This is a genomic window from Brachyspira pilosicoli, from assembly GCF_036997485.1.
Lineage (GTDB): Bacteria > Spirochaetota > Brachyspiria > Brachyspirales > Brachyspiraceae > Brachyspira > Brachyspira pilosicoli_C.
The window spans coordinates 83,074-106,733 of record NZ_JAWLPU010000001.1 but is presented as its reverse complement, the minus strand read 5'-3'; the positions used below and the strand labels follow the sequence as shown (position 1 = coordinate 106,733).

Annotated in this window: 23 protein-coding genes; 8 read left to right on the top strand and 15 right to left on the bottom strand. The window is 27.4% G+C overall.

Features of this window, described 5'->3' with window-relative positions; genetic code table 11:
- Positions 1-133: 133 nt before the first annotated feature.
- Positions 134-1,114 (top strand): aminotransferase class I/II-fold pyridoxal phosphate-dependent enzyme, encoded by a 981-nt coding sequence (locus R4I97_RS00470; RefSeq protein ID WP_335783201.1) that lies wholly within the window; start codon positions 134-136, stop codon positions 1,112-1,114.
- Here R4I97_RS00470 and atpG read toward each other — a convergent pair.
- From atpG to R4I97_RS00420, 10 genes are all read right to left on the bottom strand, one after another.
- Positions 1,111-1,992, bottom strand: coding sequence for an ATP synthase F1 subunit gamma (gene atpG / locus R4I97_RS00465; protein WP_295296958.1), 882 nt, complete (start codon positions 1,990-1,992; stop codon positions 1,111-1,113). The two genes, R4I97_RS00470 and atpG, sit on opposite strands and share 4 nt — an antisense overlap.
- A gap of 192 nt (positions 1,993-2,184) precedes the next feature.
- The gene (gene atpA, locus R4I97_RS00460) at positions 2,185-3,684 is read right to left on the bottom strand and encodes a F0F1 ATP synthase subunit alpha (protein ID WP_335783200.1); all 1,500 of its coding nucleotides are present in this window, start codon (positions 3,682-3,684) and stop codon (positions 2,185-2,187) included.
- An 18-nt stretch (positions 3,685-3,702) separates the two neighbouring features.
- Positions 3,703-4,329, bottom strand: coding sequence for an ATP synthase F1 subunit delta (gene atpH / locus R4I97_RS00455; RefSeq protein WP_335783199.1), 627 nt, complete (start codon positions 4,327-4,329; stop codon positions 3,703-3,705).
- A 25-nt stretch (positions 4,330-4,354) separates the two neighbouring features.
- Positions 4,355-4,888 (bottom strand): ATP synthase F1 subunit delta, encoded by a 534-nt coding sequence (atpH, locus tag R4I97_RS00450; RefSeq protein ID WP_335783198.1) that lies wholly within the window; start codon positions 4,886-4,888, stop codon positions 4,355-4,357.
- A 35-nt stretch (positions 4,889-4,923) separates the two neighbouring features.
- Positions 4,924-5,424, bottom strand: coding sequence for a F0F1 ATP synthase subunit B (gene atpF, locus R4I97_RS00445; RefSeq protein WP_335783197.1), 501 nt, complete (start codon positions 5,422-5,424; stop codon positions 4,924-4,926).
- Positions 5,425-5,465: 41 nt separating this feature from the next.
- Positions 5,466-5,687, bottom strand: a complete 222-nt coding sequence (gene atpE, locus R4I97_RS00440) for an ATP synthase F0 subunit C (protein WP_013243520.1) — start codon at positions 5,685-5,687, stop codon at positions 5,466-5,468.
- Between the two features lie 41 nt (positions 5,688-5,728).
- On the bottom strand, positions 5,729-6,601 hold the full coding sequence (atpB, locus tag R4I97_RS00435) for a F0F1 ATP synthase subunit A (RefSeq protein ID WP_420535683.1): 873 nt from the start codon (positions 6,599-6,601) through the stop codon (positions 5,729-5,731).
- 103 nt (positions 6,602-6,704) lie between these two features.
- Positions 6,705-7,040 carry an STAS domain-containing protein gene (locus tag R4I97_RS00430; RefSeq protein WP_335783195.1) on the bottom strand — a complete coding sequence of 112 codons (336 nt, stop codon included), beginning with the start codon at positions 7,038-7,040 and terminating at the stop codon, positions 6,705-6,707.
- 167 nt (positions 7,041-7,207) lie between these two features.
- Complete coding sequence (locus tag R4I97_RS00425; RefSeq protein ID WP_335783194.1) at positions 7,208-8,752, bottom strand: bifunctional metallophosphatase/5'-nucleotidase; 1,545 nt, start codon at positions 8,750-8,752, stop codon at positions 7,208-7,210.
- A gap of 221 nt (positions 8,753-8,973) precedes the next feature.
- On the bottom strand, positions 8,974-9,477 hold the full coding sequence (locus tag R4I97_RS00420) for a hypothetical protein (protein WP_335783193.1): 504 nt from the start codon (positions 9,475-9,477) through the stop codon (positions 8,974-8,976).
- Between the two features lie 149 nt (positions 9,478-9,626).
- Between R4I97_RS00420 and R4I97_RS00415 the strand changes: the two genes are divergently transcribed.
- The gene (locus tag R4I97_RS00415) at positions 9,627-11,246 is read left to right on the top strand and encodes a CTP synthase (RefSeq protein ID WP_335783192.1); all 1,620 of its coding nucleotides are present in this window, start codon (positions 9,627-9,629) and stop codon (positions 11,244-11,246) included.
- 268 nt (positions 11,247-11,514) lie between these two features.
- Here the strand turns inward: R4I97_RS00415 and R4I97_RS00410 are convergent, their stop codons facing one another.
- Complete coding sequence (locus R4I97_RS00410; RefSeq protein ID WP_335783191.1) at positions 11,515-12,351, bottom strand: prephenate dehydrogenase; 837 nt, start codon at positions 12,349-12,351, stop codon at positions 11,515-11,517.
- 36 nt (positions 12,352-12,387) lie between these two features.
- Positions 12,388-13,170, bottom strand: a complete 783-nt coding sequence (locus tag R4I97_RS00405; RefSeq protein ID WP_335783190.1) for an NYN domain-containing protein — start codon at positions 13,168-13,170, stop codon at positions 12,388-12,390.
- A 126-nt stretch (positions 13,171-13,296) separates the two neighbouring features.
- Here R4I97_RS00405 and R4I97_RS00400 point away from each other — a divergent pair, with 126 nt between their 5' ends.
- The 5 genes from R4I97_RS00400 (at position 13,297) to R4I97_RS00380 (ending at position 17,698) form a co-directional block, all read left to right on the top strand.
- Entirely contained in the window at positions 13,297-14,295 is a 999-nt protein-coding gene (locus tag R4I97_RS00400) for a glycosyltransferase family 2 protein (RefSeq protein ID WP_335783189.1), read from the top strand.
- Positions 14,296-14,486: 191 nt separating this feature from the next.
- The gene (locus R4I97_RS00395; protein WP_335783188.1) at positions 14,487-15,155 is read left to right on the top strand and encodes a flavin reductase; all 669 of its coding nucleotides are present in this window, start codon (positions 14,487-14,489) and stop codon (positions 15,153-15,155) included.
- 82 nt (positions 15,156-15,237) lie between these two features.
- Complete coding sequence (locus tag R4I97_RS00390) at positions 15,238-16,098, top strand: metal ABC transporter solute-binding protein, Zn/Mn family (protein WP_335783187.1); 861 nt, start codon at positions 15,238-15,240, stop codon at positions 16,096-16,098.
- Between the two features lie 33 nt (positions 16,099-16,131).
- Complete coding sequence (locus R4I97_RS00385; protein ID WP_335783186.1) at positions 16,132-16,869, top strand: metal ABC transporter ATP-binding protein; 738 nt, start codon at positions 16,132-16,134, stop codon at positions 16,867-16,869.
- Positions 16,870-16,894: 25 nt separating this feature from the next.
- Positions 16,895-17,698 (top strand): metal ABC transporter permease, encoded by an 804-nt coding sequence (locus tag R4I97_RS00380; RefSeq protein ID WP_335784044.1) that lies wholly within the window; start codon positions 16,895-16,897, stop codon positions 17,696-17,698.
- A gap of 81 nt (positions 17,699-17,779) precedes the next feature.
- Here the strand turns inward: R4I97_RS00380 and R4I97_RS00375 are convergent, their stop codons facing one another.
- The 3 genes from R4I97_RS00375 to R4I97_RS00365 form a co-directional block, all read right to left on the bottom strand.
- The gene (locus R4I97_RS00375) at positions 17,780-18,742 is read right to left on the bottom strand and encodes a helix-turn-helix transcriptional regulator (protein WP_335783185.1); all 963 of its coding nucleotides are present in this window, start codon (positions 18,740-18,742) and stop codon (positions 17,780-17,782) included.
- Between the two features lie 594 nt (positions 18,743-19,336).
- Positions 19,337-21,148, bottom strand: coding sequence for a translation elongation factor 4 (lepA, locus tag R4I97_RS00370; protein ID WP_335783184.1), 1,812 nt, complete (start codon positions 21,146-21,148; stop codon positions 19,337-19,339).
- A 182-nt stretch (positions 21,149-21,330) separates the two neighbouring features.
- Positions 21,331-21,549 carry a hypothetical protein gene (locus tag R4I97_RS00365; RefSeq protein WP_335783183.1) on the bottom strand — a complete coding sequence of 73 codons (219 nt, stop codon included), beginning with the start codon at positions 21,547-21,549 and terminating at the stop codon, positions 21,331-21,333.
- 116 nt (positions 21,550-21,665) lie between these two features.
- Here R4I97_RS00365 and mutL point away from each other — a divergent pair, with 116 nt between their 5' ends.
- On the top strand, positions 21,666-23,474 hold the full coding sequence (gene mutL / locus R4I97_RS00360; protein WP_335783182.1) for a DNA mismatch repair endonuclease MutL: 1,809 nt from the start codon (positions 21,666-21,668) through the stop codon (positions 23,472-23,474).
- Positions 23,475-23,660 lie beyond the last annotated feature (186 nt).

Genomic DNA, 23,660 nt, shown 5'->3' with positions numbered 1-23,660 from the left:
TGCAAAGCCGCATTATTAAATTTAAAAATACTATAAATAAAGATGCTTCAAACATTTATTAATATTTTGAAACAAATACAATATTTATTACACTAATTTGTTTTTATATGCTTTTTAGTATATAATAATGGTTATGAAAAAAGAAATAAAAGAAATTAGATTAGATAAAAATGAAAATCCATATAAACCTTCAAAAAATATTATAAAAGAGCTTGAAAGTTTTGATATAGAATCTTTTAGGCTTTTCCCGGATTATAGTGCCAAAGAATTGGATTTGGCTATGGCGAGTAATCTTAATATTGATAAGGATAATATTATATCTGTTAATGGAATGTATGAGGCTTTTTACTGTATATTAAATTCATTTGAAAATAAAAAAATATTATTACAAGAGCCTTATAGGGATTTATATAAAAATATTTTAGAGTATTCAAAAATTAGTTATGATACTATTAAAGTGAAAGAAGATTATAATATAGATTTAGATGCCTTAGTAAAAATAAAAAAAAGCATAATAATAACAAGCAACCCAAATGCAGAAACAGGTCTTTATATAGAAAATATAGAAAAATATATAAACAATAATAATATATATGTATTAGATGAGTCATATATAAGTTTTGCTTGGGATAGTGCTGTGAGGTTAATAGAGAAATATAATAATATAGTTATAATCTCTTCTATAGCACATTCTCATTCATTATCAGGACTTAATATAAACTTTTTGATATCAAATAAAACTAATATAGAAAAGTTTTCTTGTATAAGACAAAAATACGGCATAAATAAATTATCAGAAAAAATAGCAATAGCTTCAATTAATGATAAAGAAACTTCTATAAAAAATATAAGTTCTATAATATTAGAAAGAGATAAAATGGAGATTTTATTAAGTAAGGAAGGTTTTTTGGTTTTACCTTCTAAAGCAAATTTTCTTCTTATAAAACACCCAAATAAAAACTCTCAATATATATATGATGAACTTAAAAAGAACAATATTTATGTAAAAAACTATGAAGAGAGTAATGTCTTAAAAGATTTTTTAAGAGTTACAATATCAGATAGTAAAACAAATAATATATTACTAAAAGTTTTATATAATATAATTAATTAATTAATAGCTTCAGAACCGCCTATAATATCAAGAAGTTCATTAGTAATATGTTCTTGTCTAGCTCTGTTAGCTTTATTTTTTAAGTCTTCAAGTAGTCTTTCTGCATTATCAGTGGCATTTCTCATAGCGATAGCCCTCTCAGCATTTTCTGATAAAAAAGAACTTGTAATCATAAAGTAAAAGTAAGTTGTTATAGCTAAAGGTACAATCTCTTTTAATACATCTTCTCTATTTGGCTCTATTAAATAATCAAGCTGTTTTTTTATTTTTCTTCCTTCTATATCTTCTTCATCTGGAATCATAGGTATTAAGCTTTTAATTTTAGGTATATGAACCACTCTTGTATAATATCTTGTATATATAACTTCTACTCGAGAGGCACTGTCTATAGCATAATCATGCATGAAACGCTGTACAACAGTAGCGCAATCATCAAAAGTGGATTCTTCATCTATACGGGGATATTTACGTGATATAGGTATGTTTTGCTTTTCAAAGTATACTTCTCCTTTTTTACCCAATACGTGAAGCTCAACAGTTCTTCCATGTCTATAATGGTGTCTAATTCTTTCCATTGCCTCATCTAATATTTTTGTATTATAAGAACCGCATAACCCTCTGCTTGATGTTATTACAAATAATATAATATTTTTTATTGTCTTTTTTGGAGAGAGTAGGGGATGTAAATGGTCCATATCTGAATGTGAAAGCTCTTCTACTATTCTATTTAATTTTTGTGTATAAGGCCTCATACCTTGCTCTACTGCGAGTATTTTAGCAGTCTTAGAACGGGCTATCATATCCATAGTTTTAGTGATTTTATGTGTGCTTGTTACGGCTTTAATTCTTGCTTTTAATACATTAAGTTTTTCTGCCATATTATTTCACCTCTAAATCTTTTACATAGCTTATTTATATATTAATATTTTCATCAATTTTGCGGCTAAATATATTTTTTATCTATATAATGCACATACAAATCAAAATCATTTTTAAGATGATTCATTAATCTCATTAATTGATTTTGATTTTTATGTACAGTTATATTAAAAAACAACTTTTATTGTCTATTAGAATTTAGCCTTAAACTCTTCTATTACGCTGCTGAGTTCTTCAATATTTTCAATATCTTTTTTTTCTTTTATGCTATCTAATATATACTGTTTATCAGCTTTCATATATTGAAGAAGTCGCCACTCAAACTCAGGTACTCTTTCCAATTCCACATTATCCAAAAATCCCTTTGTAGCAGCAAATAATATAACAACTTGTTCTTCTACAGGTATTGGGCTGTATTGTTTTTGTTTAAGAAGCTCAACCATTTTAGCACCTCTGTCTAATTGAGCCAAAGTAGCCTTATCAAGACCTATACCAAGCTGAGAGAAAGCCTCAAGAGACCTATATGATGCCAAATCAAGCCTCAAAGTACCGGCAACTTTTTTCATAGCCTTAGTTTGAGCATTACCGCCTACACGAGAAACCGATATACCAACATCAATAGCAGGACGAACACCGCTCATAAACAAACTTGGGAGCAAATATATCTGTCCGTCTGTAATTGATATTACGTTTGTAGGAATATATGCAGATACTTCATTGTCTTGAGTTTCAATGATAGGCAAAGCAGTTAGAGAGCCTCCGCCTAATTCATCGCTAAGTTTTGAAGCTCTTTCCAATAATCTTGAATGCAAATAAAATACGTCACCAGGAAAAGCCTCTCTTCCAGGAGGTCTTCTAAGAAGAAGCGATATTTGTCTGTATGCATTAGCCTGTTTAGATAAGTCGTCATATATTATGAGAGTGTCTTTTTTCTCTTCATACATAAAATATTCTGCCATCGCACAACCAGCATAAGGAGCTATATATAAAAGCGGAGCAGAATCTGAAGCAGTAGCCGCAACCACTATAGTATAATCTAAAGCACTATGCTGTCTCAAAGTTTCAACAACACCCGCAACAGTAGAAGCCTTTTGACCTATAGCTACATATACACATATAACCCCAGTATCTTTTTGATTGATAATTGTATCAAGAGCAATTGAAGTTTTACCAGTGCTTCTGTCCCCAATAATAAGCTGTCTTTGTCCTCTTCCTATAGGAGTCATAGAATCTATTGCCTTTATACCAGTTTGAAGAGGTTGTTTTACAGCCTGCCTATCTGCAATTCCTGGAGCAGGGTATTCTATTACTCTTCTTTTACTTGTATTAATATCACCTTTACCATCTAAAGGTACACCCAAAGGATTGACAACTCTTCCTAAAAGCTCTTCTCCAACAGGAACTTCTAATATTCTTTTTAATCTGCTAACCTTACTTCCTTCTTTGATGCCGACATAATCACCTAAAACAATAGCACCAATAGTTTCTTCTTCCAAGTTAAAAGCTATTCCTATAGCACCGCATTCAAATTTAATCATCTCGTTAGCCATAATATGCGGAAGTCCAACTATCCTTGCTATACCATCACCAACCTCAACTACAACACCCACTTCATTAGGAGCAAAATCTGCTTTGTAATTTTTTATCTCCTCTTTAAGTAAAGCAGCAATTTCATTAGCTTTTATATTCATAAAACATTTCCTTAAAAATTATTCTGCAAGAAGAGAATCTTTTACATTATTTAAAAGCCTCTTCATACTATAATCATATATAATATCTTCTATCTCTACTATAATACCGCCTATGATAGATTCGTTAATATCAATATAAAAATGAACATTCTTATTAACCATCTTTATAATATCTCTTTTTAATTCTTCAATGCCTTCCAATTCTTTGGCAATAGTAATCCTTACAGAGAGTATATCATAAAACTCATTACATAAGTTTTCATATTCCACTATTATAGCAGGCAAAATATTAAATAAATCCTTCTCTACTAATATAGATAATAGATTAAGAGCTTCATGAGATATTTTATTATCATATACTCTTCTAATAACATCAACTCTCACATTTCCATCTATAAAATTTGAAGTGAAAAAAGAAAAAGTATCCTTATCCTCAAATAAAGATGAATAAATAATGTCAAAATCTTTTTTAATAATATCTATCTTTTTTAATTCATTAGCTGCATCAAACATAGCCTTAGCATAGTTTTTAGCACTTGCCTCATTTTTTACTATACGCTTAAATCTAGCAGTTTTTTCTTTCTGAACTTCATTGAATATTTCAGTTTTTAAATTTGTAAAAATTTCAGCAGTTATAGGATCCATATTTTCCTCTATAAACTAATAATTATTAAACAAATCTATTTTTCATCATATTTATCTGATTCTTTATACTATAATCATAAACTGTATCGCCAATATTAACTATTATACCGCCTATTAAAGTATCATCTATTTCTATAACATAATCTATTTTTTTATCAGAAAATGATTTTATAGTATCTATTATTTTTTTTACAGCTTCTTCGTTTATACTGTAAGCACAAACAATTTTTACTCTCACAGTATTATTATGTTCATCAAGCATTTTGCCGTAAATATCAACTATATTCGATAATTCATTGATAATATCATTTTCTATAAGTAAATTGATAAAAGAAAAAACTTCCTTAGAAAATATAGGTTTTAACTTTTTTTTTATAAGTTCAGTTTTTTCTCTTTTATCTATTGTTTTATCAGCGAAATATTTTCTTATTTCTTCATCTTCAAATAATTTACAGCATTCTTTAAGCTCATTATATGTTTCATTTATTAAACTAGCATCTTTAGCTATATTAAATATAGCATTAGCAGCTGGTGTCAATAATTTTTCATCATTATTCATTTTAATAAAGCCCTATTTTTTATAGAGATACATATTTATTTATTATTATCTTTTTCAAAATTATTTACAAACTCATTTATCAAAGCTTGATTATCATTTTTATCTATATTTCTTTTTAATATAGTTTCAGCCATAACAACAGCAATATCTACTGCCTGTTTTCTTACATTTCCCATAGCTTCATCTTTAGCTCTATCAATTTCAGAGAGTATTTTATTTTTATGGGACTCAGCCTCTTCACGAGCATTGCCAATAATTTTATCTCTAACCCTATTAGCCTCAATCCTAGCATTTTCTATTATAGAACTAGCTTCTGTTTTAGCATTATCTATTTGTTCCCTATATGCAGCCAAGGATTTCTTAGCATTTTCCCTAGTCTTTTCTGCCTCTTCCAAGTCTTCTTGTATCTTATCTGCACGTGCATTTAAACCTTTAAGAATAATCTTCCAAGTAGAAGCTCCAAGTACAGCAAGAACTAATAAAAATGTAATCCAAGTCCATATAATAATACCCGGATCTATTTTTAAAAGTGCCATAGGTATTTACCCCCATTTATTATAATCAATACTCTTAAATATTACTTTGTAAATAAAGCTAAAATACATATAACTAAAGCAAATAAACCAACACCTTCTATTAAAGCAGCAGAAATAAGCATAGCTGTTTGTATCTTACCAGAAGCCTCAGGCTGTCTAGCAATACCTTCAACTGCTCTTGAACCTATAAAACCTATACCCAAACCAACTCCAATAGCTGCAAGTCCTGCTCCTATAGTAGCTCCTATTATAGCAAATTCCATTTTTTTACTCCTTTTATTAAAAAATATAATTTAATTTATAATTAATGCTCATCGCTAATGGCAATCTGTATATAAACCGCCGATAACAATGAGAATATATAAGCTTGTAAAACAGCAACAAACATCTCAAGTACATATATAAAACTTAAAAATAATACCGCAAAAGGCGAAACTAATAAACTTCCAGACATGATGATAAGATAAGGTATTACTATCATCATTATATGCCCGCCTGTGATGTTGGCAAACAAACGAATAGTTAAAGCAAATGCTCTATTAAATAAAGTGATAAACTCTAAAACCCATATTATAGGTATTAAAGGTATTGGAAGCCCTTTTGGTACTAATTTTACCCAGTATTTTATTATTCCTTTCTTTCTTATTCCTGCGAATATGTAGACAATAAACACTAATAAAGCTACAGCCCCAGTAAAACCAATATTAGCTCCTAAACCGCCTGCCAAATAAGCGTAATGCCCATCTTCTGTGGGTAATTTTATTAAAGCAGGTAAAAGCCCCAAAAGATTAGAAAATAATACGAATAAAAATACAGTTAAGCAGAAAGGTACATATTTTTTGCCTTCTTCACCCAAAGCCGCCCCTATAACATCTTTATTCATATAATCTATTATAATTTCTAATAAATTTTGTAAATATGTTGGCTTATTAAATGGCCTTTTTAATTTATGAGCTAAATATTTCATACTAAGTATAGATAAAATACCTGCTACTGTTACCAAAATAATATGTTTTGTTATTTTAAAATCAAAATCTATATAATGTCCTAATTTTATAGGTATTGTGAAGAAAGGATGTTCTGTGTTATCTCCTATCTCTTCCATAATATAATCATTAATACTCTCAGCTGCAAATAGTTGGGTATTTGAAAAAACACTAAAACAAATTAAAAACATTATAAAAACATTTCTAATAAAAATTAATCTATTCATAAGTTCTTTTCTTTAATATAATTTGATATTAATTGTATAACTATTAAATAAAAAATCAAGAATTATTTTACAACTTTTCTAAAGCCTCTGACACTGTCATAAATATAGGAAAGAAGCTAATAATTTTAGTTAATTCAAAAACTTTTCTCACATTTTCTGTAATTTTTACTATTCCTATTTTACCATTGACTTTTTTAAAATAGCCCATTTCATATACGAAAACTCCTATTCCGCTGCTGTCTATATAATATACATCTTCCATATCTATAATTATTCTTTTTGCACCGAAGTCTATTTGCGAGTTTATAGCATCTTTTACATCAGTAGAACTATAAACATCAATATCTCCTACTAATTTTATTACAGAAGTATTATTTTCTAATTCTTCAATACTTATCTCCATTTTTTAAACTCCAATAAAAATTATATAAAATATATAAAATTATATGCATAAAAATTAACATATATACTGATTTTTTACAAGAATATTTTAAAAGGCATTTTATAAAAAATAAAGAGCCTGCTTTATAAAAAACAGGCTCTTTTTTTAAAATTGAATATTAAATTATTTTATTCAAATATTACTCTTTGTTTATTATCTATATAGCTTTCTGGTATATTATTAAGCTCTTTAATTTTTGCTATCATGGCATCACGCATATCATTACCAGTCATAACTATGTTTTTGCCCTTTTCTCCTATAGCTTTTCCATTGGCATCCTGATAACCATCTCCTCCCAAAAATACAAAACTTGATAAAGCAACAGTATAATCTTTTGTCTCATCAATATTTTCACCATTTAAAGTAGCAGATAATAATTCTCCATTAGCATTATATTTTACTTCCATTCCTCTAGATAACTGCAGAAAAGCACCAGCACCTCTCTTTTGTCCGGATATTTTAAGCATATCTAAAATATCTTTTCCTGTTAATGTAACCAATACAACTTCATTATCAAATGGGAAAAACTCATTTTGTATATTACCCAATGTTATATCGCCTTTTTTTAATGGAGTTCTAAGCCCGCCAGAGTTCATTAATACCATATCCAAATTGTCATAAGAATCTAACACCAAATCACAAGCAAAATTGCCTATTGCCATAGAATTAGACCTTATGCCATCATGAACGAGTTCTACAGGTAAAGTACCTATTCTAACATTAAACTCTTTATCTACAGTTCCTTTCATCTCATCAATAAATGATAGCATATCAGTATCTTGTTTGATATTACCGTCCATAGGTATGAGTTTATAATTAAATTTTTCTATTTTGCCATTATTTACAGATAAATCTATTTGTCCTAAATATCTTCCATAATATCCAGCCTGTACTATAGGTGTGCCGTTTACAATGTCTGCTTCTTCTAATACAGTGTGGCTGTGTCCTCCAACTATTATATCAAAAGTTTTAGGGAAAGCTTCGGCTATTTTTTTATCACCCTCATAGCCTACATGGCTCAAAAGTATTGTAACATCATTGGTTGTATTAAGAGGTGTAGATTTTAAGAAACTTTTTAATGAGTCTATCTCTTTTTCAAATACTAACCCTTGAACATATTTAGGATTATAAACAGAATCTGTGGTTGTAATGCCTATTATAGCTACATTAAGACCATTTACATTTGTTACTATATATGGTAAAGCATAATAGCTATTATCATTTTTATTTTTTATGTTTATAGATAGAGTAGGGAATTTTCTCTCTTTCATTATCTCAGTAAAATTGTCAAGTCCATAATCTACAAAATGGTTTCCAACAGCAGCAGCATCAACTCCTATCATATTCATAATATCAACTTCATCTCTTCCCATAAATACTGTAGAATAAACGCTTCCTGTAATAGTATCCCCAGCATGAAGAACTAAAACATTATTATTAGTTGCTCTCACATCTTTTATATATGTCGCCCTTCTTGCTGCCCCATACATATAATTAGTTTCCGGAGGGGTTATTTCTTTATTTACTATCATTTCTTCTTCATCTTTTCCATGCGTATCATTCATGTGTATGATAGTTAACTCACCGCTGTTTGTAGATTTTTTTGCTGCAGTATTATTGCATGATGATAAAGCAAAAAAAATCATTAGTAAAATAATGCTAATTTTTTTCATCTATATAAACTCCAATATTTTGTATATAATATAGTATATTTTACTAATAATAATTGTCAATTATTCGCTAATATTAATAGCTGTTTTTAATTATTATTAATAAAAATTAAAAATAATTTGTTAATATTATTAGTTTTCAATCTATCTATAGAGTATATGTAATAGTTTACAAAAGAAATAACTATTTATTTTTAAGCAAATTTATCAATAACAGAAAAATATTATTGCTTATGCCAATGTATTGATTTTATATAAAGCGACGAAAGATTAGTTAAATCTTTATCATTTTCTGCCTGTGTTGATAAAATATAATAAACATCATCTACTCTCCATAATGTAAACTTTTCATTATTTGAAGCGATATTATATTCTACAACAATATTATTTTCTTCTTCTGTAAAGTTTTTCCCGCTATTAACATAGTCCCCATAAAATGAAAGCAAATTATTAGTATTTTTTGAAGCTCTATAAGTATAATTATTGTTCATATAATCAAAATTAACTTCAGCAACATCTTTGTTAGCTATAAAATATTTAGCATTTTGGCCATGTTCTGGAGGGGCTACTGTAATTCCTATACCTAAAGGAATAAAAGAATTTGGAGAATCCACTTGAACATAATCAACAACCACTTCTGAAGGGGCATTATTTTCTTCTTTATTGTTTGAAGCTGTACAAGAAGCTAAAAACAAAACTATAACCAAACTAATAAACAATCTCATCATAACTAACACCTCTAAAAAAATTATTTTTAATTTTTTATTTCTAATATATAACAAAAAATATTACAATTAATAAAAAATTTACCTTGATTTTATATTTTTTTAATGATATTGTTTATAATCAAAATATTAAAGGAATAACAGAGGAAACTATGGATACTAAATACATATTTGTAACAGGCGGAGTTGTATCTGGACTTGGTAAAGGTATAACAGCTGCTTCACTTGGAAGGCTATTAAAGGCTCGCGGTTTAAGTGTAACTATACAAAAATTAGACCCTTACATCAATCTTGACCCGGGTACTATGAGTCCTTTTCAGCATGGTGAAGTTTTTGTTACTGATGATGGAGCTGAAACAGATTTGGATATTGGGCATTATGAAAGATTTATTGATGAAAATTTAAATAAATACAGCAATGTTACTACTGGTAAAATATATCAGCATGTTATAAATATGGAAAGAGAAGGTAAATATCTTGGACAAACTGTTCAGGTTATACCTCATATTACAAATGAAATAAAAAGAAGAATATACAGAGAAAATGATACTAAAAAAACTGATATAGTAATCACAGAAATAGGCGGAACTATTGGGGACATAGAATCATTGCCATATATTGAAGCTATAAGACAGGTAAAAACAGAATTAGGACAGGATAATGTTTTATATATACATGTTACATTAATACCTTTTATAAGTTCATCTGAAGAGATTAAAACAAAACCAACTCAGCATAGTGTAAAAGAACTTATGCAAAGCGGTATTATACCTGATATATTAGTATGCAGAACAAATAAACATTTAGAAGAATCTCATAAATCTAAAATAGCATTATTCTGTAATTTGCCAAAACAAAATGTATTTGAGAACTTTGATGAACCTAATATATATTCTGTACCACTAATGCTTGAAGCTCAGGGGCTTTCTGATGTGGTATGTAAACATTTTAAATTAGAAACGGCTAAGATAGATTTATCTCATTGGACAGAATTGGTAGCTAAACAAAAAAATATAGCTATACAAAATGAAAAAGTTACTATTGCTGTTGTTGGAAAATATATATCTATGAAAGATGCTTATATATCATTAATAGAGGCGTTAAATCATGGCGGAATATACAATGACATTAACGTTGATATAAAATGGATAAATGCAGAAGAATTAGAAGGTAAAGATGATATGTCAAAATATTTTGAGGATATTAATGGACTTATTATACCTGGAGGATTTGGAGAGAGAGGAATAGAAGGAAAGATAAAAGCCATTAAATATGCCAGAGAGAATAAAATTCCTTATTTGGGAATATGTTTAGGTATGCAGCTTATGAGTATAGAGTTTGCAAGAAATGTATTAAAACTTGAAGATGCAAACACAATAGAGATAAATGAAAATTGTAAAAACCCAATTATTACTATGATGGAAGAACAAAAGAAAATCATGCTTAAAGGCGGCACTATGAGACTTGGTGCTTTTGAATGCAATATAAAAGAGGGTTCTTTAGCTCATAAATTATATAACTCTACTGTAATAAGCGAAAGACATAGACATAGATATGAGTTTAATAATAAATATATTGATAAAATGGAAAAAGCAGGATTTATAATTACAGGAAAAACAAAAGATGCTGATTTGGTTGAAATATCAGAAATAAAAGACCATCCATTTATGATAGGAGTTCAGTTTCATCCAGAATTGAAATCAAGAATAACAAACCCTCATCCTATATTTGTTGGTTTTATTGAAGCTGCTAAAAAATTCAAAAACAAATAATTTTTATTTGAATTATAAATACTAGCAATTTTTAAGTTTGTCAATTTTTTTTATTGTTCTTTTTCCCGCCGCAAAAAGAACCAAAAAGTGCAAATAAAGAATACAAAAAATCATGCTCATTTTGAAAAAATATAGGATAACACCATATATTTTAATTAAAAATTAGCAAAACTTTATTAAAAGCCAAAAACTTTGACGAAGTCTGTACTATGTAAGGGGAAAAAGAACAATAAAAAATTATAATTACTTAAAAATATAATATTAAAAATTACTTATTTTTAGAATTGTTCCATTTCTCTTTTATACTATTAGAACTTAACATTAATTCTCTAAGTTTTTCTCTGTCTTTACTTTGCAATGCTTTTTGAAAATCTTCTAACCTTTGTATATATTCCCCTAAAGATAAAGATAAATATTCAGAATTTCTTGCAAAAAGTTCACTCCACATATTGGCATCTATTGTGCCTACTCTTGTATGGTCTCCCAAACTATTTCCTTCAAAACCAAGTGAAGCTAAAAAATCTTTGTGATTGACTATAGAGCAGGCTATTATATGCATAAGCTGACTAGTGAATGCTATCATTTTATCATGTTCTTTTTCTGTTGATACAATTATATTTTTACAGCCTATATTTAAAGCCAAATCTTCTATTTTTTTTATGTCTTCTTTATTAGCATTATCATTAGCTATTATTATGGCATTAGAGTTTTTGAATAATGATTCGCTTGAGTTATTATAGCCTCCCTTTTCTTTACCCGCCATAGTGTGAAGCGATACATATTTTTTGTTTTTTGCTGCATTAAATATATCAGTCTTAACTCCACAAAAATCGGAGAGTATCTTATCATCTGTTATAAGTGATGAATATCTATTTATAACATCCAGAGCTATAGAAGGCAAAGTGCATATCATAATAATATGAGCCCAAGAAAACATATCTTCTATATTTGAATAATCATAACTTCCTTTTTGTATGTATTTATCTTTTAAAGCATTATCTACTGCATCTTTATTAGTATCCAAAGCCCATATATTATAACCATTTAAAGCCTTAACTAAAGAGCCCCCCATTAAACCCAAACCAATAACAGCAATATTAATCATAAAAGCAATCTCCAAATATATTTTTTAATTAATTATTCAATCTAAACTTCTAAAAAAATAGTGAAGCTTTTCAATATCATCTATACTAAAATAATCTCTATCTACTTTTATATCTATATCATTTTCTATTAAATATTTAAATAGCCTTTTTATCTTTTTAAAATAAGTCTTTTCTATAGCACTCTCACCTTGCTCTAATTTAAAATCCATATTTACTTTATTGCATATATCAGATATAGAAAACTTCTTACTTTCTGTATTATTATTATAAACTTCAATAACCCTATTATAAAAAAACTTTAAATACTCTAAACTATATTCATCTAATTGATTAGTTTTATCATTTTCTTTTGATTTATATTTTTCTATCTTAAAAATCTTATTAGAAACATTTTGAAAAATATCTCTATTAGCATTAGTGATAGTTGTAACTATAGCAGTTATAGCTCCATGCCTTTTTAATCTCTCCATCACAATAGTATAATCAACATCTCTGCTTACAAATACTATTATATCTATATTTTTATTAAAAACAAAATCTTCAAAAGCATCTATAGAAGAAATCATATCCGACATGTTTTTGGCTTTATTTATATGCACAGAATGAATTATATCTATATGCAAATCTCTAAGCTCTTTTTCGTATAGCTTTATTGATTTATTATCTCCATAGGCTTTTTTTATTGAATAGTAAATATCTTTATCTTTTAAATTACTTCTATAAAACTTTATTATATCTTCAAGAATCAATTTAAAATTGACATTAAACTTTAAATGAGCAATATTTTCTAAATCTATATAAATACCAATTCTTTTCATAAATTATCCATAGTAGTATAATTTTATTCTATTTTATAAATTAATTTCAAAAAAAACAATACTATAAATAGAATAATTAATATAGTATACCTTGAGTTTTTTTAATTATTTTGTTAATATATAATTATGATTAGTGTAATGATATTAGTTTATAATGTTGAAAAATATTTAAGAAATTGTTTAGATAGTGTTGTCAATCAAACATATAAAGATTTAGAAATAATATGCATAAATGACGGCTCTACAGATAATTCACTTTCTATACTTGAAGAATATGCTGCAAAAGACAAAAGAATAAAAATAATAAACAAGAAAAATGCTGGGGTTTCTGCTGGTAGAAACGATGGTATAGAAAATGCCACTGGAGAATACCTATTTTGTGTAGATAGTGATGATTATATAGATAAAGATTTTGCTGAAGTATTTTATAATAATGCTAAAAAAAATAACAGTGATTTAGTTATATTAAGTAATTTTTGGGGGCTTGATAAAAGAGTTACAAAAGAATTTCATTCTGCTTTAATTTCTTGGTCTATGTTTATAAAGACGAGCATTTTAAAAGAAAATAAGCATTTGAGATTTCCTCTAAATGTTCAACCTGGAGAAGATGCTATATTCTCTCATAAACTTTTAATGTATACTAAAAATGTAAGCTATGAATATAATACACATTATCATTATATAAAAAGAGAAGGACAAGTTACTCAAAATGCTATAAAAAATGCTTCTACTTTAGTTAAACAAATACAAAAATGGTTTGATATTTTAGATGAGTTTTATACAGAATATAATTTTTGGCAAACTAAATCATTATCTTTTGCTAAGTTTGTAGAACAAGAGGCTTTCTTAGCTTTTAGAACAAAAAACTTTACTCAAGATGATGAGAGAAAAGTTTTTGATATGATGAAAAACATATTAAAAAAAATAATGATTAATCTTAATAAAGATGATTATCAATATTTTTCTAAAGAATTTATATGTTTAATAGAATCAAATACAATTAAAGAATACTACTCTATTGTAAAATACAAATACAATTATATAAGATTCACAATTTTCAAGCAAAATGTTTCAATTAGATACAGAGAAAACAGATATAAATTATACAAAAATGACAATATTTAATATTGCTTAAATAACTATATTTTTATAAATGCGTTATGATTTTTTGTAGATACTTCTTCAAAATTTTTATCATTCAAATCGTTTAACTAAATACATAAGTAGTTTAAATTAAAATTTAAAAAACAATTTTGACAAAACGAAAAAAATTTACTATAATTAATAATAATTATTACTAATAAGGAGTAAAAATCATGAATACATTTGCATTAACAAAATTATCTTATGGAATGTATATTTTAACTACAATGGACGATGATAAACCAGTAGGCTGTACTATAAACACCTCCACACAAATAACATCAACTCCAACTACAATTATGATTAGTGTAAACAAAAATAATTATACCAATGAATGCATCAAAAAAAGCGGTAAATTTGCATTATCAGTTCTTTCAGAAAAAAGCGACCCTGCTTTGATAGGAGGTTTTGGTTTTAGAAGTTCAAGAGATGCCAATAAATTTGAAAATGTTAATTATGAGATGAAAGAAGGTCTTCCTGTTATAAAAGACGCTAATGCTTATTTTGTATGTAAAGTTGTAAATAGTTTTGATGTATTTACTCATACTTTATTTATAGGTGAGTTAGTAGATGCTGATATATTTGATAATAACACTAACTCTATGACTTATTCTTATTATCATACAGTAATAAAAGGAAAAACTCCTCCTAATGCTTCTACTGCAAATGCTTATGAAAACAAAGCAGAAAAAAAAGAAGAAGCAGAAAAACCTAAAGCAGTTTATAGATGTAAAACTTGCGGATTTGAATATAAAGGAAGTGTTCCATTTGAAGAGCTTCCTAATGATTGGAAATGCCCATTATGCGGAGAGCCTAAGAGCAATTTTGAGAAAGTAGAATAATTGTTATAGCATTAAAACATTGAAATTTATTTTTATAGTATTATAATGTTTCGATGTTATAATACTATAAGGATAAACGCAGATGAGGTATATTTTTTATTTATTACTAATATTAGTTTCTTTCGTTTCTTGTAACAACAATAATAACAATAATCAAAACGCAACCGACAAACTTCAAGTATATGCAAGTATATATCCTATTTATGATTTCGCTAAAAAAATCGGCGGAGAGAAAATAGATATTTATAATATAACTTCAGCAGGTTCTGAGCCTCATGATTTTGAGCTTACATCAAAAGATATGGCTAATTTAAGTAAGGCTAATCTATTTATATATAATGGGGCTTCAATGGAGCATTGGGCAGACACTGTTAAAGATACAATAAAAGATTTAAAATATTTAGAGGCTTCTTCAAATATAAACAATGAAGAATTAGACCCTCATTTTTGGCTTTCACCTAAAAAAGCAAAAATTCAAATGGAAAATATAAAGAATGTGTTAATAGAATTAGACAGTAAAAATGCTGATTATTATAATTCTAATTACAATTTATATGCTAATAAATTAGATGAACTTGATAAGAGCTTTAGAGATAATTTACAAAATATAAAAAATACTAATTTGGTTGTAACTCACCCTGCATTTGGACATTTCTGTAAAGAATATAATCTTAATCAAGTTGCAATAGCAAGAGATGAAGCAGATGCTAAGACTATGGCTCAAACAATTAATTTTATAAAAAACAACAATATTAAAACTATATTTTATGAAGACTTCTCAAGTTCTAAGCTTGTAGATTCTATTGCAAAAGAAACAGGTGTAAAAGTGAGTGCATTAAACCCTATAGAATCTTTAAGTGAAGAATATATAAAATCTGGAGAGGATTATTTTTCTATAATGCAAAAAAATCTCGAAGCTATAACAAATGGTCTTAATAATTAATAAAATAATAAAATAATTAATTAAGGTTTTTTAATGGAAAATATAATAAGTTTTAAAAATGTGCATTTTGGATACACTCAAGAAGATATACTAAAATGCATAAGCTTTGATATAAATAGAGGAGACTTTGTTTCTATTATAGGGTCTAATGGAGCTGGCAAAAGCACTATATTAAAACTTATTTTAGGTGAAGTTAATCAGTATAGAGGCGAAATAAAACTATACGGCGAAGACATTAAGAGATTTAAAAATTGGCAGCACATTGGATATTTAGAGCAGAATGCATACTACAAAATATTAAACTTCCCTGCAACTGTTTATGAGATAGTAATGTCTAATATGTTTTCGGATATTGGTTTATTTAAGTTTCCAAATAAAAATCATAAAGAAAAAGTATTTGAAGCATTAAAACTTTTAGGTATGTATGATTATAAAGACAGATTAATATCAAAACTTTCAGGCGGACAGATACAGAGAGTTTTTTTAGCAAGAACTTTGGTGCAAAACCCTAATTTATTAATATTAGATGAGCCTACAAATGGTGTTGATATTGAAACTATTAATTTTTTATATGATTTGCTTAAAGCTCTAAATAAAGATAAAAAAATAACTATTGTAATGGTTACACATGATATTGAGAGAATGTCAAAAATTTCAAATAGAGTTTTTTGTTTTGAAAATGGTACATTAGTAGAACTTGATAAAAATCAAATAAACATGGAATTATCACATAAGCACAAGCATCCAGATGGAAGCAGTTGTTCTTGTTAATATATATAAAGGGTTGTTTATAAAAATGGAAATATTTCAATATGAGTTTATGCGTAGGGCTTTTTTGGTTGGTATACTTTTAGCTATTATAATACCTTCTATTGGGGTTGTAGTTGTATTAAAAAGGCTTTCTATGATAGGAGATGCTATATCTCATACTTCTCTTGCGGGTGTAACTTTTGGGCTTGTATTTAATATTAATCCAATACTTGCTTCTATGATATTTTGTGTTTTATCTGCTTTATCTATAGAGTTTATAAGAAAAAAAATTGCAAGATATGGGGAGATGTCTATAGCGATAATTATGTCTTTTGCTATTGGGCTTGCGGGGTTGTTGTCTGGTTTTGTTTCTAATAATGCTAATTTTAATAGTTTTTTATTTGGAAGCATTGTAGCTATTAGTGATTTTGAATTAAAGTTAGTTGTAATTATAAGTATTATTTCTATGTTAATATTTATATTTTTATACAAAGAGATTTTTTATATAACATTCAATGAAAGGCTTGCAAAACTTTCTGGTGTGCCTGTAAACAGAATAAACTTTATTTTTACAATACTTACAGCGATAGTAGTTTCTATATCTGCGAGGGCTGTTGGTGCTTTGATTGTATCATCTATGATGGTAGTTCCTGTTGCTTGTTCTATGCAGTTGGCTAATAGTTATAAAAAAACTATTATTTATGCTGTATTATTTAATTTAGTTTTTACTGTTTTAGGAATATTTCTTTCATATTATGAGGGATTAAAACCGGGCTCTACTATAGTTTTAATAAGCGTAATAAGTTTTGTATTAATTGCGATAATAAAATTTTTCTTAAATAAAAAATAAAAATTATTTGTATATGTTTTTAAATACTTAAACTAATGTATAATTTTTTATTATTCATAGAATTAGTTTTAAAAATATTTTTTATATTCTACAAACTGGACGTATATATTTAAAATATTCATTAGGATTATAATAAAAATACATTATTTTATTTGGTGAAGTATCTATAATATAATGTTCATCATTAAAATTTTTCATTGCTTCTTCAATTTTTTTCTCTACAGTATTATTTTCTTGAGCATAATTAAAAGCACCATGTTCAAAGACCACATAATCAGATTCATATACATCAAGCAGATGCATATTTTTAGGCACCTCTTCGCAATAATTAAAAGGAAGCCTTACTCCCCAACATTCAACTCTTTTTATTCCCCAATCACAAAGCCTTCCTTTTTCATCATTAATATAAGCCATAATTTGTCCGCTTGAGCAATTAATTTCACTTCCTCCATTATCATCTAATTTCCCTTTAATACTATCAAGTATGCCGCATATTGTTTTATAATCCTGACCTTTTATAAGGTTTTGTTTTTGCCAAAAGTCCCAATAACCGTTACTTTCATAATTTTTAATATAAAGAAACTTATGTGATGGAATTTTTATAAAATATACTTTTACTTCTTCATTAGATTTATACATTCCTATTTCACCTAATCCGAATAAGTATCTGTCAAATGCTGTTATCTTTGTACGAAGTATTAAAGGTTTAGGATTTCTCCTATATTCTATTGGAGTAATATTATATAATTCTTTAAAAGACCTTGTAAATGATTCATGTGAAGAAAATCCATAATCAAATGCAATATCTAATAGTTTTCTTTTAGTATCTCTTACTTCTTTTAAAGCAAAAGATAATTTTCTTAGTCTTGTATATTCTTTAAATGTTATTCCAGATATTTTTTTAAACTTCTTTGTAATATAAAATTCTGAATAGCCCAATCTATTAAAAATATTATTTAATGTTAATTCTTCATTTTTATGTTTTTTAATGCATTCATCAATTTCATCTATAATTATTTGTATTAATTTATTCCATTCATACATTGTCTTATACCTCTTTATTTAATTATACAACAATTAAATATTATATCTTGACATTACTTGTCTTTTTATAATAGATTTATTTCAAAACTAAGATAATAAAATATTTATATTGTTTTTGGTTTAATATTTAGTATGTAATATATAATTAGTATTATTTTATTACCTTGCATTTTTTTGTTCTTTGACGAAGTCCACACCGTGTGCTGCGGGAAAAAGAACAATAAATTTTTAACATATTCTAATATAAAAAATGATTTGTTTATGTTAAGATATTTGCAGGGCTTTGCCCCGCACCCCACTTCTTTTGGTGACCCAAAGAAGCAAAAGGACTGCATTTAATGAAGTATAGCTTTTTATGCATAGATAAAAATATCTTACATTTATTTATATATTTACCAACATACAAAAACACTCATACTTTTTGGTTCTTTGACGAAGTCCACACCGCGACCGAAGGAAGTGCCTGTGGTATGTAGCGACAGGAAAAAGAACAAAAAAATTGACAAACTTAAAATTTTTTAGTATAAACCAATTTATAATAATTTTAGATTCTTAATAATAGGCATTATTTCTAATGCCCATTTATTTGATTTATTATTTAGTATTGTCATCAGTTTTAAGTACACTTATAAATGCATCCTGCGGAATCTCTACGCTTCCAATAGCTTTCATTCTCTTTTTACCTTCTTTCTGCTTCTCTAACAACTTTCTTTTTCTTGTGATGTCTCCGCCGTAACATTTAGCTGTAACATTTTTTCTTAATGCACTTATATTTTCTCTTGCTATTATGCGTCCTGCAATTGCCGCTTGTAAAGGAATCTGAAACATATGCTTTGGAATGAGATGTTTTAATTTTTCTATAATTTGTCTGCCTCTGCTTTCTGCATTGCTCCTATGAGCCATAAATGACAATGCATCCACTACTTCACCATGAACAAGTATGTCTATTTTTTCTATTTGGCTTTCTCTAAAATCTGAAAAATCGTAATCGAATGAAGCATAACCTCTGGATATTGATTTTAATTTATCATAAAAGTCATACACTACTTCTATTAAAGGCAAATCGAATTTTATTTCTGCTCTTTTATCATCTAAATAAGTTAATGATGTTTGTGTTCCTCTTCTGTCTATACAAAGAGATATAATGTTTCCTAAATAATCGGTAGGCACTATTATAAGAGCATTAATAAAAGGCTCATAACATTTTTCTATATATTGTGCAGAAGGAAAATCTGCAGGGTTATCAATGAGTTTTTCTTCTCCGTTTGTGAGTTTTAATTTTACTTCTACAGAAGGGCTAGTTATTACAAGATTAAGATTAAACTCCCTCTCAAGACGTTCTTGAACAATCTCTAAGTGCAAGAGTCCTAAGAAACCGCATCTGTATCCAAACCCTAAAGCAATAGAACGCTCCGGCTCATAAACCAAAGAAGCATCATTAAGTTTTAATTTTTCTAATGCCTTTTGTAAGTTTGTATAATCTTCATCTTCAGCAGGGAAAATACCTGCAAATACCATAGGAAGAACTTCTTTATAGCCAATCAAAGGTTCATCGGAAGGGTTTTCTTCAAGGGTGATAGTATCTCCTATTTTTATGTCAGATATATTTTTAATACCCGCAATAATGTATCCTACTTCACCGCTTTTAAGTTCATTAGCAGATTTGAGTCCAAGCAAAAGTGTACCGCATTCTTCAACTTCATACTCTGCTTTAGTTTCCATCAAAAGAAGCTTATCATCTTTTTTAATAGAGCCGTCAAATATTCTCACTATCATAACAGCACCGCGAAAAGGGTCATAATAAGAATCGAATATCAAAGCCCTTGTTTTTTTATTAGTATTATCCTTTGGAGCTGGTATCATCTTAACTACTGCTTCAAGTATTTCGTCTATTCCAATATCATTTTTTGCACTCGCTAAAACAATATCATCTTTATTAACTCCAAACTCTTTTTCCATTTGTTCTTTGCATAGCTCAATATTAGCAGCAGGCAAATCTATTTTATTTATAACAGGCACAATCTCCAAATTATTTTCAAAAGCAAGATAAAAGTTAGAAATAGTTTGAGCCTCAACCCCCTGAGCAGCATCCACTACAAGTATAGCCCCCTCACAAGCAGCAAGTGAACGAGAAACCTCATAGTTAAAGTCAACGTGCCCTGGAGTATCTATCAAATTAAGGGTATACACCTCTCCGTCTTTAGCCTGATAAGAAAGTTTTACAGCCTGACTCTTTATTGTTATTCCTCTCTCTCTTTCTATGTCCATAGAGTCCAAAATTTGTGCTTTCATCTCTCTGCTTGATACAGCTTTAGTATGTTCTATAATTCTGTCGGCTAATGTGCTTTTTCCATGGTCAACATGTGCTATAATACAAAAATTCCTGATTTTCTCTGCGTATGACATTTATTAAAATATATCCTTTTAAAAATTAAAAATTAAAGATTGATAAAGTATTATAATATAGCAAGTGGCTTTTTGCAAATTATTTTTTATGCAAGAAGATGCTAATATAATTTGTAGTTATTCTGAAAAATTAGTATTCTTAATATTTTTTTTAATTTTGTAAATAAACAAACTAAAAAATTTTATTTCTTGTTTATTAAAACAAAAGACGGCACAACTATAGAGAAAAATATTGCCGAACAAAAAATAAAATCTTCTGTTGTAACATTATAACTATATTTTATGAATTTCTTATCATGTCTAAATGGGGTAGGCTTAGAGTCTCCATCTGGACCTTTGCATTCTTCTTGAGAGAAAATAAGTATAACAGATAATATTGCAATAAATAAAATCTTTTTCATAAAACAAACTAATAATATTTTTTTATAATAATATACATTAAAAAAATATTCAATTATTAATATTATAATAATTAAAAAAATTTTATTTTTTATTAGAAATATCATATAATGCAAAGATGAAAAAAAGCATAATGAAACTTCCAAAATCTGTAGCAAATCGAATAGCTGCTGGAGAGATAATAGAGCGACCTGCTTCGATGCTTAAAGAGCTTCTTGAAAATGCTGTTGATAGCGGTGCTGATAATATAGAAGTGAGTGTTGAAGAGGCTGGAATAAAAACTATGATAGTAGAAGATAATGGAAGCGGTATAGTTTTTGAAGAGCTCCCTTTAGCAATTACTCATCATGCCACTAGTAAAATTTATTCTATAGAAGATTTGGATAATATATATACTTTGGGTTTTAGAGGTGAGGCATTAGCTTCTATAGCGGATGTTACAAATTTAGAAATAGTGTCAAAAAGTATTGATGAAAAAACAGGCGGAAAGATTGTTGTTGAGGCTGGAAAAATATTAGAACACAAACCTTATGCTTCTGTTAATGGAACTAAGATTACTGCTAAAAACCTTTTTTTTAATATACCTGCAAGATACAAATTTTTAAAGCATATATCAAGAGAGTTTTATTTAGTTAAAGAAGTATTTGATATGGAAGCTTTGGTTCAGCCTAATATCACTATGAAGCTATATAATAACGGAAAACTTGTAAATAGTTATTTGAAAGTTGATAATTTAAAAGATAGAATTGAGAATTATTTGAATGATAATAATGTTTTTTCAAATTTAGTAGAATTAAATATAGATAAAAATGATATAAATATATACGGACTTTTTTCTAATTCTAAAATAAGTCAGTCTATGAGAAAGAATAATTTTATATTTCTAAATAATAGACCAATAGAAAATAGAGTTATTGCTTATGCTATAAAAAATGCCTATTCTAACTCAATACCAAAAGAGAGATATCCATTTTTCTTTTTATATATTAATGTTGATACAAATAAGGTTGATGTTAATGTGCATCCAAGTAAAAAGGAAGTGAGAATAAAAAATGAAAGAGATATTTCAGGTATAATTTATAATGCCATATACAATAATATTAATAGTGCGAACAATTTTTCTTCTGTTAATATTGAAGTTGATGTTGATAAAGATATTACTCCGACATTTCCAGTACAAAGTAATAATGTAACTACGAATAATTCTGCTAATAATTTTAATGAAACAAAAACTAGTAATAATTTTCAGTTTAATAATGAGTTAGTTTCTAATGTTCACTATGATAATGTATTTAATAAAGATGATATAAATAATAATATAGAACCGCAAAAAAATAATATGGAGTTTGGAGAATATGTAAAAGCAGTAGGGCAGGTTTTCTCTTCATACATCATAGCTGAAAGAGGAAGCGAAATGTATATTATAGACCAACACGCCGCATACGAAAGACTTAATTATGAAAGAATATATAAGACTTTAATTAGCGGTAAATTGGAATATGAGAAACTGCTTATACCTTGCGAAATAGAGTATAGAGATTATGAAATAGATATATTAAACTCTTCAAAAGAACAAATAGAATCTATAGGTATAAAGTTTGAAGCTAATTCAAAAAATAGCATTATAATAGATGAAGTTCCAATATATATACCCAAAAATCAAAAGATAGAAAAAATTATTAAAGATATTTTGGATATATATATTTCTAAAGAGAGCAACAATAGTTTAGAGAAATTAATAAAACATACATGCAGCACAATATCTTGTAAATATTCACCAAAGGCAGGAGATAAACTTTCTATTAATGATATGCAAACTTTACTTGATTTGCTTGAAGAAGAAAATATATTAACTAATTGCCCGCATGGAAGACCATTTGTTTTAAGACTTTCAAAAGATTATCTCGATAAAAAATTCTTTAGATGATTTAGTTATTATGTATATTTTGAAAGATAATTAATAAATATTTATACTAAGCCTTTTATATTTTTATTGTAATAAACATAAAGAAATTATATCTAATTATATGCTTTTATTATTTGTATATTGGAGTTAAAGATATCTATTTAAATTATAATGGATGTCTACATTTCTAAACTAAAAAGAATATAT

Excerpts from the sequence above, each read along its gene's own strand:
- R4I97_RS00470 (WP_335783201.1), top strand. The coding sequence starts at position 134 with ATGAAAAAAGAAATAAAAGAAATTAGATTAGATAAAAATGAAAATCCA.
- atpG (WP_295296958.1), bottom strand. The coding sequence starts at position 1,992 with ATGGCAGAAAAACTTAATGTATTAAAAGCAAGAATTAAAGCCGTAACA.
- atpA (WP_335783200.1), bottom strand. The coding sequence starts at position 3,684 with ATGAATATAAAAGCTAATGAAATTGCTGCTTTACTTAAAGAGGAGATA.
- atpH (WP_335783199.1), bottom strand. The coding sequence starts at position 4,329 with ATGGATCCTATAACTGCTGAAATTTTTACAAATTTAAAAACTGAAATA.
- atpH (WP_335783198.1), bottom strand. The coding sequence starts at position 4,888 with ATGAATAATGATGAAAAATTATTGACACCAGCTGCTAATGCTATATTT.
- atpF (WP_335783197.1), bottom strand. The coding sequence starts at position 5,424 with ATGGCACTTTTAAAAATAGATCCGGGTATTATTATATGGACTTGGATT.
- atpE (WP_013243520.1), bottom strand. The coding sequence starts at position 5,687 with ATGGAATTTGCTATAATAGGAGCTACTATAGGAGCAGGACTTGCAGCT.
- atpB (WP_420535683.1), bottom strand. The coding sequence starts at position 6,601 with ATGTTTTTAATTTGTTTTAGTGTTTTTTCAAATACCCAACTATTTGCA.
- R4I97_RS00430 (WP_335783195.1), bottom strand. The coding sequence starts at position 7,040 with ATGGAGATAAGTATTGAAGAATTAGAAAATAATACTTCTGTAATAAAA.
- R4I97_RS00425 (WP_335783194.1), bottom strand. The coding sequence starts at position 8,752 with ATGAAAAAAATTAGCATTATTTTACTAATGATTTTTTTTGCTTTATCA.
- R4I97_RS00420 (WP_335783193.1), bottom strand. The coding sequence starts at position 9,477 with ATGATGAGATTGTTTATTAGTTTGGTTATAGTTTTGTTTTTAGCTTCT.
- R4I97_RS00415 (WP_335783192.1), top strand. The coding sequence starts at position 9,627 with ATGGATACTAAATACATATTTGTAACAGGCGGAGTTGTATCTGGACTT.
- R4I97_RS00410 (WP_335783191.1), bottom strand. The coding sequence starts at position 12,351 with ATGATTAATATTGCTGTTATTGGTTTGGGTTTAATGGGGGGCTCTTTA.
- R4I97_RS00405 (WP_335783190.1), bottom strand. The coding sequence starts at position 13,170 with ATGAAAAGAATTGGTATTTATATAGATTTAGAAAATATTGCTCATTTA.
- R4I97_RS00400 (WP_335783189.1), top strand. The coding sequence starts at position 13,297 with ATGATTAGTGTAATGATATTAGTTTATAATGTTGAAAAATATTTAAGA.
- R4I97_RS00395 (WP_335783188.1), top strand. The coding sequence starts at position 14,487 with ATGAATACATTTGCATTAACAAAATTATCTTATGGAATGTATATTTTA.
- R4I97_RS00390 (WP_335783187.1), top strand. The coding sequence starts at position 15,238 with ATGAGGTATATTTTTTATTTATTACTAATATTAGTTTCTTTCGTTTCT.
- R4I97_RS00385 (WP_335783186.1), top strand. The coding sequence starts at position 16,132 with ATGGAAAATATAATAAGTTTTAAAAATGTGCATTTTGGATACACTCAA.
- R4I97_RS00380 (WP_335784044.1), top strand. The coding sequence starts at position 16,895 with ATGGAAATATTTCAATATGAGTTTATGCGTAGGGCTTTTTTGGTTGGT.
- R4I97_RS00375 (WP_335783185.1), bottom strand. The coding sequence starts at position 18,742 with ATGTATGAATGGAATAAATTAATACAAATAATTATAGATGAAATTGAT.
- lepA (WP_335783184.1), bottom strand. The coding sequence starts at position 21,148 with ATGTCATACGCAGAGAAAATCAGGAATTTTTGTATTATAGCACATGTT.
- R4I97_RS00365 (WP_335783183.1), bottom strand. The coding sequence starts at position 21,549 with ATGAAAAAGATTTTATTTATTGCAATATTATCTGTTATACTTATTTTC.
- mutL (WP_335783182.1), top strand. The coding sequence starts at position 21,666 with ATGAAAAAAAGCATAATGAAACTTCCAAAATCTGTAGCAAATCGAATA.